This is a genomic window from Dactylosporangium sp. NPDC000555, assembly GCF_040300025.1.
In the GTDB taxonomy this organism is placed as follows: domain Bacteria; phylum Actinomycetota; class Actinomycetes; order Mycobacteriales; family Micromonosporaceae; genus Dactylosporangium.
On record NZ_JBEPDB010000039.1, the window covers coordinates 15,252 to 27,829 of the forward strand.

At 68.6% G+C, this 12,578-nt stretch carries 12 protein-coding genes; 4 read left to right on the forward strand and 8 right to left on the reverse strand.

Features of this window, described 5'->3' with window-relative positions:
• The first annotated feature begins 2 nt into the window (after nt 1-2).
• Nucleotides 3-1,028 (forward strand): aldo/keto reductase, encoded by a 1,026-nt coding sequence (locus ABT297_RS23000; RefSeq protein WP_350553002.1) that lies wholly within the window; start codon nt 3-5, stop codon nt 1,026-1,028.
• Between the two features lie 83 nt (nt 1,029-1,111).
• On the opposite strand, the gene ABT297_RS23005 is transcribed toward ABT297_RS23000, so the two are convergent.
• From ABT297_RS23005 to ABT297_RS23040, 8 genes are all read right to left on the reverse strand, one after another.
• On the reverse strand, nt 1,112-1,618 hold the full coding sequence (locus ABT297_RS23005) for a flavin reductase family protein (protein WP_350553004.1): 507 nt from the start codon (nt 1,616-1,618) through the stop codon (nt 1,112-1,114).
• Nucleotides 1,615-2,610: an amidohydrolase family protein gene (locus ABT297_RS23010; protein ID WP_350553006.1), complete on the reverse strand. Its 996-nt coding sequence runs from the start codon at nt 2,608-2,610 to the stop codon at nt 1,615-1,617. Before ABT297_RS23010 ends, ABT297_RS23005 begins: the two co-directional genes overlap by 4 nt.
• Complete coding sequence (locus ABT297_RS23015) at nt 2,607-3,485, reverse strand: HpcH/HpaI aldolase family protein (RefSeq protein WP_350553008.1); 879 nt, start codon at nt 3,483-3,485, stop codon at nt 2,607-2,609. The genes ABT297_RS23010 and ABT297_RS23015 overlap by 4 nt, the downstream gene beginning before the upstream one ends.
• Nucleotides 3,482-4,360 (reverse strand): VOC family protein, encoded by an 879-nt coding sequence (locus ABT297_RS23020; protein ID WP_350553010.1) that lies wholly within the window; start codon nt 4,358-4,360, stop codon nt 3,482-3,484. Before ABT297_RS23020 ends, ABT297_RS23015 begins: the two co-directional genes overlap by 4 nt.
• Nucleotides 4,361-4,397: 37 nt before the next feature.
• The gene (locus tag ABT297_RS23025; RefSeq protein ID WP_350553012.1) at nt 4,398-5,255 is read right to left on the reverse strand and encodes an alpha/beta fold hydrolase; all 858 of its coding nucleotides are present in this window, start codon (nt 5,253-5,255) and stop codon (nt 4,398-4,400) included.
• Nucleotides 5,256-5,293: 38 nt separating this feature from the next.
• Nucleotides 5,294-6,436, reverse strand: coding sequence for a 3-hydroxy-9,10-secoandrosta-1,3,5(10)-triene-9,17-dione monooxygenase oxygenase subunit (hsaA, locus tag ABT297_RS23030; protein WP_350553014.1), 1,143 nt, complete (start codon nt 6,434-6,436; stop codon nt 5,294-5,296).
• A gap of 156 nt (nt 6,437-6,592) precedes the next feature.
• Nucleotides 6,593-8,101, reverse strand: coding sequence for an MDR family MFS transporter (locus ABT297_RS23035; protein WP_350553016.1), 1,509 nt, complete (start codon nt 8,099-8,101; stop codon nt 6,593-6,595).
• Between the two features lie 174 nt (nt 8,102-8,275).
• The gene (locus ABT297_RS23040) at nt 8,276-9,055 is read right to left on the reverse strand and encodes an IclR family transcriptional regulator (protein WP_350553018.1); all 780 of its coding nucleotides are present in this window, start codon (nt 9,053-9,055) and stop codon (nt 8,276-8,278) included.
• Nucleotides 9,056-9,294: 239 nt separating this feature from the next.
• Between ABT297_RS23040 and ABT297_RS23045 the strand changes: the two genes are divergently transcribed.
• From ABT297_RS23045 to ABT297_RS23055, 3 genes are read left to right on the forward strand one after another with little or no spacing between them, the layout of a single operon-like run.
• The gene (locus ABT297_RS23045; protein WP_350553020.1) at nt 9,295-10,812 is read left to right on the forward strand and encodes an ABC transporter substrate-binding protein; all 1,518 of its coding nucleotides are present in this window, start codon (nt 9,295-9,297) and stop codon (nt 10,810-10,812) included.
• Nucleotides 10,813-10,820: 8 nt separating this feature from the next.
• Nucleotides 10,821-11,765 (forward strand): ABC transporter permease, encoded by a 945-nt coding sequence (locus tag ABT297_RS23050; RefSeq protein WP_350553022.1) that lies wholly within the window; start codon nt 10,821-10,823, stop codon nt 11,763-11,765.
• 7 nt (nt 11,766-11,772) lie between these two features.
• Complete coding sequence (locus ABT297_RS23055; protein ID WP_350553024.1) at nt 11,773-12,576, forward strand: ABC transporter permease; 804 nt, start codon at nt 11,773-11,775, stop codon at nt 12,574-12,576.
• The last annotated feature ends 2 nt before the right edge of the window (nt 12,577-12,578 follow it).

The window sequence follows — 12,578 nt, forward strand, 5'->3', positions numbered from 1 at the left end:
GCATGTCATATCGCCTCCTGGGCCGGACCGGAGTCCACGTCAGCCCGCTCACCCTCGGCGCGATGAACTTCGGCGCCAACGCCAACCTCGACCACGCCGACGGCATCCGGATCATCCACGCCGCGCTGGATGCCGGGATCAATGTCATCGACACCGCCGACGTCTACTCCCAGGGCGAGTCCGAAGTGATCGTCGGCAAGGCGATCGCCGGCGGGCGACGCGACGACGTCGTCCTCGCCACGAAGCACGCGGCCATCGGCGATGAGGTCAACCACAAGGGGAACTCGCGGCGCTGGATCCACCGGGCCGTCGAGGCCAGCCTGCGCCGGCTCGGCACCGACCACATCGACCTGTACCAGGTACACCGGCCCGAGCCGGAAACCGACCTGGACGAGACCCTCGCCGCCCTGTCCGACCTGGTCCACCAGGGCAAGATCCGCTACTTCGGTACGTCGACCTTCGAGCCGCACGAGATCGTCGAGGCACAGTGGACAGCCGAGCGGCGCGGCCGGGAACGGCCGGTCACCGAGCAGCCGCCGTACTCGATCCTGGCCCGCGGCGCCGAGCGGGCGGTGCTGCCGCTCGCCCGGAAGTACGGACTCGGCGTCCTGCCGTGGAGCCCGCTCGCCGGCGGGTGGCTCTCAGGCCGGTACCGCAAGGGCGAGCCCGAACCCGCACTGTCGATCCGCCTGGACCGCCAGCCCGGCCGGCATGACCCGGCGCTGCCGGCGAACCAGCGCAAGCGGGAGGCGGTCGAGGCGCTCACCGGCCTGGCGGACGAGGCCGGACTCTCGCTGATCCACCTGTCGCTCGCGTTCGCCCTGCGGCATCCTGCGGTCAGCTCGGTGATCATCGGACCGCGCACCCTCGACCACCTCACCAGCCAGCTCGGCGCGGTCGACGTCACGCTCACCGACGACGTGCTCGACCGCATCGACGAGATCGTGCCGCCCGGCGTCACCATCAACCCCGCCGACGCCGGATACGAGCCGGCGTCGTTGACCGATCCGGCCCAGCGCCGCTCCTGAAAGACTCAGCCGGCAGCGGACTGGTGGCCCGGCGGGCGGCGAGGGCGGCGCCGAGCCGCTCCTCGCCGCCGCACGCCCGGATATCAGGCGGCGGGCTCGAAGGCGCCGTAGCTGCTGCGGAAGAACAGCAGCGGGGTGAGGGATGGGTCCTCGCCCGCCGCCAGCGGCCGCCCGATCACGATGTCGTGGTCGCCACCCGGGTAGATGGCGGCCAGCTCGCACTCGATGTGGGCCATCGAGCCGTCGATGATGGGCGAGCCGGTGTGACCGCGGTGCCAGTCGACACCGGCGAACTTGTCCGCGCCGGTGACGGCGAAGGCCCGGCTGAGGCGCTGCTGTCCGGCCGAGAGGATGTTCACCGCGAAGGTGCCGGTCTCCCGCAGCCGTGGCCACGTGGTGGAGGTCCGCGCCGGGCTGAACATGACCAGCGGCGGGTCCAGGGACAGGGACGAGAAGGACTGGCAGGTCATGCCGACGGGGCCGACGTCATAACCGGTGATGATGACGACGCCGGTGCAGAAGTGTCCGAGGATGCGACGGAAGACCGCGGGATTCGCGATCGCGCTATTGTCCACGACCGGGGCACTCACAGCTTCGCCCTGGTGTAGAGCCGCCGGGCGTTGCCTTCGAATATCTTGTACCGGTCGTCGTCGCTGAGCCAGTCGATGCCGGTGACCATGTCGACGGTGTCGTCGAACTTCCGGCCGGTCTCCGGGTCGATGAACTGGGCCGAGCCCCACATCTCGCTCGCGTACATGACGTTGTCGACGCCCATCTTCCTGATGGTGAGCTCGATCGACTCGGCGTCGTAGGTGGACAGATCAAAGTAGATGTTGCGGACGGCCTCCTCGAACGGCGCCAGCCGAGCGCCGACATGGATGGCCCGCATCCGGTTCCAGTGGAACGGGATGCCGCCACCGCCGTGCGGGATGACAAGTTTCAGCTGGGGGAAGTCCTGGAAGACCCGGGACGTCGTCAACTCGACGACGGCGGCCACGTCGGTGTTGACGTAGTGGGCGCCGTTCATGTGCAGGTGCGGGTTGCGGGTGTTGGCCGCATGGATCAACCCGACCAGGTCGTGCTCGCACATCTTCTCGTAGAGCGGATACCAGGAGCGGTCCGACAGCGACGGGCTCAGCGGCGCGATGCCGCCGGACGGGTCCGGGTTGAGCTGCAGGCTGACGAAACCCATGGCGACGCAGCGTTCCAGCTCGGGGATGCTGGCGGCCGGTTCCACGCCGGGGCTCTGGGGCAGCTGGAACGCAGGGATGAGCATGTCGGGGTACATGGCGCAGGCGCGGGCGATGAGGTCGTTGTTTATCTCGGTCCAGTGCCGGCTGATCCATTCTGGACCGAACTCGTGCCCCATCAGGCCCGCGCGCGGGCCGAAGATGATTTTGTCGATGCCGCGTTCCTGGTTCTCCCGGACGTGAGGCTGCAGGTGTTCGCGCAGCAAGTCGTCGGAGATGCCCGGGTCGCCCTTGCCTCGGGGAGGGCGGCTCAGCTGCCCGATCTGCCGGCCGCGGTAGGCGTCGAGCTGGACCGGCACCTGGGTGAAGTGGCCGTGCACGTCGACGATCATGGCGTGTCCTCCTTCCTCTTCGCCAACCAGGCCTTGGCGATGTCGGCCGCTTGGTTGGTACGCACCGGGTTGGGCATGAGCCACCGGAAGCCCTGCTCGAGCCGCTTCTCCACATTGGCGGGTGTGACGTGTGGGATACCGGCCGGCACCCCGGCGTCGTTGCAGATCGCCAGCACGTCGGCGATCGCGGCCTCCACCTCGGGGTGCTGGTAGGCCCGGGGGTACCCGAGGTCCTGGCTCAGGTCCCCCTCACCGATCAGCACCGCGCCGATGCCGGGGACCTCGGCCAGCATCGCCGGCAGGTTGCGGATGGCCTTGACCTCTTCGCACATGATGACCACGAAGATGTCGCCGTCCGGGGCCAGTGGCCAGGTGTCGGCCCGCCGGTAGTAGTCCATCACGTCGATGCCCCAGTAACGGGCGGCGCCGAACGGGCCGTCGCCACGCACACCGGCCGGCTCGTAGCGCGGCGCGGACGGCGGTCGTGGGTAGCGGCAGGCGGCGACGGCGTTGTGGGCCTCCTGGACGGTGCTCACGTGGGGGAAGATGATGCCGTAGACGCCCGCGTCGAGGGCCTGCTTGGCCAGGAACTGGTTCATCTCGGAGCCGTTGGCCGGCACCCGGACGAACGGGGTGACCGTGGGCGACGGGTCGCCGCGCTCGAGGATGCCCTTGCGGTCAAGCAGGTACTGCAGGCTGTCTCGCAGCGCCGCGGTGGAGTACGGGTTGTGCTCCATCTCGAACACGACCACGTCGTAGGGTCCGTTGGCGAACGCCTGCGCGTTGCCCGGGTCGGCGGGGGAGAAGGACGCCAGCACCGGCCGGCCCTCCTCCAGGGCCCGGATCGCGCCGTTGAGGTGACCGTCCATCATCATGCCGCCGGCTTCGTGACGGGCCAGTAGCCCCAGTAGCTCAACGCGGTCAGGTCCCGGGTGAGCCAGCTCGAGTCGTCCACGTGGCGGCCCTGCACGCCGTACTCCAGCTCGAACCCGCCCGGGCAGAACAGGTAGAACGACAGGACCTCGTCGTTGGAGTGCTGGCCTAGTTCGGTCTTGAGCACGCCGGCCTCCCGGGCCCGGGCGAAGGTGCGCCCGAACGTCTTGATGCTGTCGGCCTCCAGCATGAAATGCCGCATGCCCTGCTCCGACGGCGTCTGGGTGAGCGCGATGGTGTGGTGGCGCGGGTTGCACCCCAGGAACCGCAGCCGCACGGTCATGCCGTTCGGAAACTTCACCGCCATCGAGTCGCGGTGGCGGAAGCCCATCACCCGGGTGTAGAAGTCGAACGCGGCCTCGATGTCGGCGCTTGGCAGCACCACGTGCCCCATGCCGAGGGCCCCGGTGAGGAAGCCACCGCCGAACGGCAGCTGGGCGTCGTCGCCGTCGACGACCGGGCTGAAGAAGATCTCGACCGGGTTGCCGTTGGGGTCGTCGAACGCGACGAACCGTTCCACTTTCCGGGCGTCGGCCTCCTCGGCGGAGCCTTCCTTGACCGCGACTCCGGCGGCCTGCAGCTCCGCCACGGCCGCGGCCAGGGTGGCACCGTCGCGGACCTCGAAGCCCGACGCGATGAGCCGGTCGCGGCTGCCCGGGATGATGGCGATGCGCATCGGCCGTTCATCGAGACGGATGTGCAGGCCGCCGTCCGGGGTGTCGACGGCGACGGCGCCGAGCACGTCGTGCGCGAAGGTCCGCCACTCGTCGACCACGGTGGACTCGAGGCGTACATATCCAAGGCTATGAATGTCCAAAGCTAGAGTTCCTTTCGGTTCAGGCGGAGAGAGCGGCTCAGCCGGCCGCGAAAAAGTCCTTGGTGATGCGCTCGAACTCCTCGCGCTGCTCGATCATTGCCCAGTGGCCGCACTTCGGGAACACGTGCAGGCGGGCGTTCTCCAGCAGGCGGAAGCCGACGAATGCGCCGTCGAGGGGCTGCACCCGGTCCTCGCGGCCCCAGGTGATGAGCACCTCGTGCTTGATCAGGTGGGCCTCGCGCCAGAGCTCGCCCTCGGTGTGGAACTTCTGGTTGGCGACCTGCATGGCCTTCAGCCCGGCCCCGGCCGCCGGGTCGATGGCGGTCTGGAAGCGGTCGGCGATCAGCTCCGGCGTCACCAGGCTCTGGTCGTAGACCATGGAGCGCAGGAACGCCTCCATCTTCTCGGGAGTCTTGTCCGCGGCGAGGGTGAACTCCATCAGCCGGCGGATGCCCTCGCTGGGCCGCGGCGCGAACAGGCCGATCGACAGCGCCGAGCCGGGACCCATCAGCACCAGCCGCTTGGTCCGTTGCGGGTGGGCCAGCACGAACCGCACCGCCACCGAGGCGCCGAGCGAGTTGCCCAGCAGGTGCGCGGACTCCAGGCCCAGCTCGTCCATCAGGGACGCCACGGCGTCAGCCGCGTACTGCAGGTAGCTGCGGTCGTACTCGGCCGGGTGGCCCGACTTCCCGAAACCCGGCATGTCGACCAGGATGGTGCGGAAATGCTCGGCGTAGCCGGAGATGTTGCCCGAGAAGTTGCTCCACGACGAGACGCCGGGGCCCGCGCCGTGCAGCAGAATGAGCGGCGTTCCCGAGCCGAGCTCGTGGTAGTGCAGCGGGTGCCCGTTGAACGTGGTCGTACGGGTGGTCTTGTCATACAGCGCGTCCGGCATCGCTTCCTCCTGCTGGCGGTGGGACGGTGGGTGGTGGATCAGAAGCCCTGGTCGGCCACGGACAGGCCGAACCTCATCGCGCCGTAGGCCATCAGGATCGGCTCGGCGACGTTGCTGTTGTGCAGGCTGCCGGCGTGGATGTCACGCCAGGCCCGCTGGATCGGGTTGCGCTCGTGCAGGGCCCGGCCGCCCGAGTTGGTGAACACCCGGTCCACGGCCGAGGCGGCGAGCTGGGTCGCCCGCACCTGGTCCAGGCGGCAGCGCACTCGCAGTTCGAGCGGGATCTCCTTGCCGTCCCGGGCGAGGTCGACCATCTCGCCGAGGTCGCGCATCATCTGCAGCCGGGCGCCGTCGAGCTCGGCGGCCGCCTCGGCGACCCGGGCCTGGGAGAATGGCTCCTCGGCCACCCGTGAACCCTTCGAGATGCGGGTGCGCTCGGCCGTCCAGGCGATGTGCTCGTCCAGCGCGCCCTGGGCCGCGCCCAGCAGTGGTGCGGTGATGCCCCAGCTGAACACCGCGCCGAACGGCAGCGCGAAGATGGGCGAGGCGCTGGTCTCGCTGCCCGAGGTGAAGGCGTGGGTGCGGTGCTCGGGCACGAAAGCGTTGTCCACCACCACGTCGTTGCTGCCGGTGCCGCGCAGGCCCGCGACGTGCCAGACGTCCTCGACCGTGTAGTCGGTGCGGGGCAGCAGGAAGCACAGCCGGCGCACCGTTCCGTCGGGTTCGGTCGCGGCGCCGCCGACGATGACCCAGGTGCAGTGGTCGGAGCCGGACGAGAACGACCACCGGCCCGACAGCCGGTAGCCACCGTCGACGATCTCCACCTTGCCGCGCGGGGTGTAGGAGGAGCTGATCAGCACGTCCTGGTCGGTGCCCCAGACCTCTTCCTGGGCCTGGCGCGGCATGAGCCCGACCTGCCAGTTGTGCACTCCCACGACCGAGAACACCCACCCCGTCGACGGGCAGGCCGATCCGATGATCATCGCGGCTTCCATGAAGACCCGCGGGTCGAGCTCAAGACCGCCGTACGCGGCCGGCTGCAACGCCCGGAACAGGCCGGCGGACCTCAGCTCGGCGATGGTCTCCTCCGGAACGCGGCGCGCCTGCTCGGCGTCGAACGCACGTTCGCGAAGGATCGGGGCCATGGCGCGGGTCTTGTCCAGCAGGTCTTCCGGGTTCATCCCGACCTCCTCCTCGAGGGCTGTGTGCCCACTCTTCCTGCGAAGTTGCGATCTTGTCCAGCAGTGGTGCCGACCAGCGGCACATTCCCCGGCTCCGCGCGCTCGCCGCATCTGGACCTGGCGCGCGAGGCCGCCTATGGTGATCTCACTGGTCGGTCAGTCGGGCGCGACGGTGCCGGTCACCTGTGCGCTCGCCTTGGTACGCAACGGAATCTCCCGGATGAAGAACGTGGCAACGAACCCCACCGCCATCACCGCGGTCGCCCATAGGTACACGTCCTGCAGCGCCGCCGCGAAACCCGTTACCAGGTCGGAACGCAGTCCCGGCGGCAGTGCCGCGATCTGGTCGCGGGTCAGGTCGGCCACGTCGCCGCCGAACGGCTCGGGCAACGTGCTTTCCAGCCTGGCCGCGAACATGGCGCCGAAGAACGCCACCCCGACCGATGCCCCGATCTGCCGGACGAACTGGATGGTGGAGGTGGCGACGCCCAGATCGGCCTCGCCGACCGAGTTCTGTCCGGCCAGCATGAGGATCTGGTTCACCGTGCCGAGCCCCATGCCCAGCGCCGCCATGCCCAGCGCCTGCACCGGATAGGGTGTGTCAGGTTCCATTGTGGACAGCACGAGCAGGCCGAACGTCATCAGCGCCGTGCCCACCACCGGGAACACCTTGTACCGCCCCCGCCGCACCAACAGCCGGCCGGTGAGGAATGAGGCGAGCACCAGGGAGGTCATCACCGGGACCATCTTCAGCCCCGAGACCGTCGGCGTCTCGCCGTCGACGATCTGGAGGAACAAGGGCAGGAACGTGACCGCCCCGAGTGTCGCGAAGCCAACGAGGAACGCGATGCCGCAGGCGAGCCGGAAGACCGATGACTCGAACAGCCGCAACGGCAACACTGGCTCGGCCACCCGGCGTTGCACCATCACGAACAGCAGCACCACCAGTATCAGGCCCACCACGCCCACCAACAGCCCCGCCGGGTTCCAGCGGCCGCCGGTGACCCACGTGGTCAGCAGCACGATGCCCCCGGCGCCCGACGAGAGCAGGGCCGCGCCCAGCCAGTCGATACGCGCCGACGGTCGTCGCCGGGGCAGCTTCAGGACCACCGACGACACCACCAGCGCGGCGATACTGATGGGCAGGTTGAGGTAGAACACCCAGCGCCAGGACAGGTGCTCGGTGAGAATGCCACCCACCAGCGGCCCTACCACCGAGGCGAAGGCCCAGACCGAGCCGATGTAGCCCTGGTAGCGTCCCCGCAACGAGGGCGCCACCAGGTCGGCGATGATGGCCTGGGCCCCGACGATGACGCCGCCGGAGCCGATGCCTTGCACGGCGCGGAAAGCCACCAGCTGGCTCATCGAGCCGGCCAGCCCCGACAGCACCGAGCCGACCAGGAAGATGCCGATGGCGGCCTGGAACAACAGCTTGCGCCCGTAGAGGTCACCGAGCTTGCCGTAGATGGGAGTGGCCACTGTGGACGCGAGCAGGTAGGCGGTGACCACCCAGGACAGCTGGGCCAGGCCACCGAGGTCGGACACGATAGTCGGCAGGGCGGCGGTCACGATGTTCTGGTCCAGCGCGGCGACGAACATGCCCGACATCAACCCGAGCAACACCACCATGATTTGGCGGTGCGACAGGGGAGCGGCGTTCTTCACGGGGGTCAGCCTGCCGAACCGGGCGCCATTCGGCCCGGCCCCGTTCCGACCACCGGCACACTTCGCCCGGGAGCCGGACCGCTCATGACGCCGCGGCACCGGCCGACCAGGTGTAACGGTCGGGCGGCCATCAGTGTGGTGTCGTCCACAGGGCGGCCCGATCCGAGCAGGGGCTCAGGTGGCGAGGCCGAGCGCCATCCGGCCGGCGCCGAGAGTGCGGGAGATGCCGTGGGCGGCGGTCGTCACGGCGGGGGCGAGGGCGTCCATGCGGGTGCGGCTGGCCCGGCCGGTGACCGAGATGGCGGCGACCACCTTGCGGTCGTAGCCGAAGATGGGGGCCGCGACGCAGTTGACGCCGACGCTGGCCTCCTCGCGGTCGAAGCCGAAGCCGTTGGCGGCGATGGTCTGCAGCTCGCGGCGGAGCCGGATCGGCGAGGTGATGGTGGCCTGGGTACGGCCGACGAGGCCATGACTGATCACTCGGTCGAGCAGGTCCACCGGCGAGAAGGCGAGCAGTACCTTGCCCAGGCCGGTGCAGTAGAGCGGCATCCGCCCGCCCACCTGGGACAGGTCCGTGATGCGGTCATGGCCCCGGATCTTCTCCACGTAGAGCACGTCGAGGTCCTTGTGCACGGCCAGGTGCACGCTCACGTGGGTGCTCTCGTAGAGGTCCTCCATGTAGGGCAAAGCGGTCTCACGGAGCTCGTAGCGCATGGAGCTGTGCCCGGCGAGCTCGAAGATGCGGGTGCCCAGCGCGTAGCGGCCGCTTTCGTAGGTGAGCCAGCCGAGTTCCATCATCTGCTTGGCGGTGCGGTGCACGGTGGACTTCGGCAGACCGGTGCGCATCACGATGGCGGACAGGGTCAGGTGCCGGTGCCGGGGCCCGAACGCACCCAGGAGAGCGTTGGCGCGCTGCAGCACGGATTCGTTGCTCTGATCGGGTTGGCTCCGCATCTTCGGGAGGGTAAACCACATCCTGGCTTGTGTTGCGGGGTCGTTACGCTGTCGTAACACGCAGATGGCGAGCGCTCAGAACCCGTGCCGCTGGCCGGGAACCTTCATGTGCACCACGGCTGAGCTCGTGGAAACTCGGGGCACCCTGGAGGCCCGTCTCAGAAGACGCTTCTGCGACCGGCCTTGGAAGCCCTGTTGCGCGGAGGTTGCAAATGCGAACTCGGATTCGATCGCTTCTGGTGATCGGAGTGGCCGCGGCGTTCGCCGCGGCGTGCAGCTCGGGCGGAGCCTCGACGACCGGTGACACAACCACGACACCCTTTGACCGCAACGCGACGTTGCGGTTCGGCTTCTCCGTTTCACCGACAACGTGGGATCCGCACAAGCTTGCCCAGGATTACAACAACTTAGCGATCTTTCCCGTCTATGACCGAATCCTCGACACCGACCCCGAGGGCAAGGTGGTCGCCGGCCTGGCGAACAAGTGGGAGTTCGGCCCCGACGGTCTGACCCTGACCCTGACGATGCGCGACGGAGCCAAGTTCCATGACGGCAGCGCGGTGGACGCCGCCTCCGTGAAGGCCAACCTCGACGCCGCGATCTCCGGACAGGGCATGCTCGCCGCCCCGCTGCTGAAGGTCATCAGCGACGTCACGGTGAGCGACCCGAAGACGGTCAAGCTGACCCTCAAGAGCCAGGCGGCCTACCTGCCGTCGGTGCTCGCCAACCGCGCGGGCGCCCTGGTCTGCCCGAGCGTGCTGACCGCCGCCTCACTCGAGACTCAGCCGTGCGGCGCCGGCCCGTTCAAGGTGACCCTTTCCCGGCAGAACGACCGCATTGTCTACGAACGCTTCGAGGATTACTGGAACGTCAAGGATGTCCAGATCAAGACGCTGGAGATGACAATCCAGCCGGCCGAGGCGACCCGGCTCTCGTCGTTCCAGTCGGGCCAGCTCGACGCGACCTACATGAACGCGGCCACCATCGACAGCGCCAAGAGGGCCGGCGTGGCCGTGGACCCGCAGACGACGTTCACGTGGTACGGCATCTTCGTCAACTGGAGCAAGGGCGACCTCGGCAACCCGGCGGTGCGCCAGGCGATCAACCTCGCCATCGACCGCAAGTCCATCATCGACCGGCTCTCGTTCGGCTACGCCTCGGACTACCAGCAGCCGTTCCCGCCGAACTACTTCGCCCACAACAAGGACCTCAAGTCCCCGTACTGGACCTACGACCAGAACAAGGCCAAGGAGCTGCTGGCGGGCGCCGGGCTGACCGACAAGGTCTCGTTCACCTGCGAGCTGGCCAACTCCAACGCCTTCCCGGACATCGCCGCTGCCGTGCAGCAGCAGCTGGCCGCGGTCGGCATCAAGATGAACTACACCACGGCCACCAACCAGGCGGTCACCCAGAACTACTTCATCGAGGGCAAAACCGACTGCACGTTCGGCGCCTACTCCGGCGTGACGGACCCATCCCTGGCGCTGCAGCAACTGCTCGCCCCGGACGGAAGCCTCAACGGCTCCCACAAATGGCTCAAGCCGGAATTCCAGGCAATGTACGAAGCGACGCTGCGTCCCGGTGCCCAGCGCGATGCCGCGATCCACACCATGGTGAAGTCCGTCATGGAGGAGGCCGCCGTGATCCCGCTGTTCTACCCGCAGCGCTCCTACATCGCCAAGCCGAAGGTGAAGGGTCTGGAGAAGTTCCCCGTGGACACCACGACCCGGTTCATCAACCTCGGTCTGGCCCAGTGAGATAACCCATGCTGCAGACGCTGCTGCGCAGGCTGGTCCGGCTGGTCCCCACCCTCATCCTGGTCTCGGTGGCGACGTTCTCGCTCACCTACCTGGTGCCCGGCGACCCGGCGATCACCCTCGCCGGGGACGCGCCGACACCGGAACGGATCGCCGAGATCCGGGCCGATCTGGGGCTCCACCGACCGGTCATCACCCAGTACTTCGACTGGGTGGGAGGCGTGGTCACCGGCGACTTCGGACACTCCATCTACGGTGGCGCGGATACCGTCACCGATCTGATCGTGCAGAAGCTGCCGGTGGACATCTCGCTGGCGATCGGTGGCCTGCTGGTCGCACTGCTCGCCGGGGTGCCGCTGGGCATCTTGGCGGCGGTGCGGCGTGGGTCCATTGTGGACAGGGTCGTGACCGCGTTCACCTCCGTCTCGGTGGCGCTGCCCAGCTACTGGATCGCCCTGCTGCTGGTGCTGCTGTTCGCGGTGAACCTGCGCTGGCTGCCGGCGTCGGGTTACACCCCGCCGACGGAGGACCCGGTCGCCTGGGCCCGCGGCCTGGTGCTGCCCTCGATCGCGATCGGACTGGCCATGACGGCCGAGATCGCCCGGCAGCTGCGTACCGCCCTGGTCGACGTGCTCGACCAGCAGTACGTACGGACCGCCCGGGCCAAGGGTCTGCGGGGGTGGGTGGTCATCGGCAAGCACGCGATGAAGAACGCCGCCATCACGCCGCTGACCATCCTCGGCCTGCAGATCGCCTCGATCCTGGGTGGCGCGGTCATCATCGAGCAGATCTTCGGCCTGCCGGGACTGGGCCAGCTCGCCATCGAGGCGGTGTTGCAACGCGACATCCCCGTGATCCAGGGCGTCGTGATGACGGCGGTGCTGGTGGTCGTGGTCTGCAACCTGCTCGTGGACCTCTCCTACATCTGGCTCAACCCAAGAGCGCGGAGGTAACCCCCGGATGACCATCCTGAGACGACCGTCCGTCGCGATATCGCTGAGCGTCCTGGGCGTGCTCGCTCTGGCGGCGATCCTGGCTCCGGTGCTGCCGCTGGCCGACCCGCTGCGGGGCGACCTGATGCGCAGCCTGGAGGGACCCTCGGCGCAACACCTGCTCGGCACCGACACCCTGGGCCGCGACGTGCTCAGCCGGATGGTCTACGCCACCCGGGTGTCACTCGTCGTGGCCGCCGGCGCCGTGCTGGTGGCTCTGCTGATCGGCGCCGTGCTGGGCATGCTCGCCGGCTACTTCGGCGGGAAGTTCGACAGCGTCATCTCGTTCATCACCGATGCCTATCTCGCGTTCCCGCCGATCCTGCTGGCCATCGCCGTGCTGGGCGCGATGGGACGCGGCACGGTCAACACCGTGGGCGCCATCGCGTTCATCTTCGTGCCACGGTTCATCCGGGTGGCCCGGGGTGCGGTGGTGGCCAGACGCGGCGAGGTCTACATCGACGCCGCGCACGTCATCGGGGCGTCGACGTCCTGGATCATCCGCAAGCACGTGCTGCCCAACATCGCCGCCCCGATCATCGTGCAGGCGGCGCTGGCGGCCGGATTCGCGATGCTGGCCGAGGCCAGCCTGAGCTTCCTGGGCCTGGGTGTGCAGGCGCCGGCGGCGAGCTGGGGATCGATGCTGGGCGACGCCTCGCAGCAGATCTACCGCCAACCGCTGCTGATGATCTGGCCCGGCCTGGCCATCGCCGTCTGTGTGTTCTGTTTCAACCTCATCGGCGAGGCGATGCGGGATGCGATGCGGGCATGACC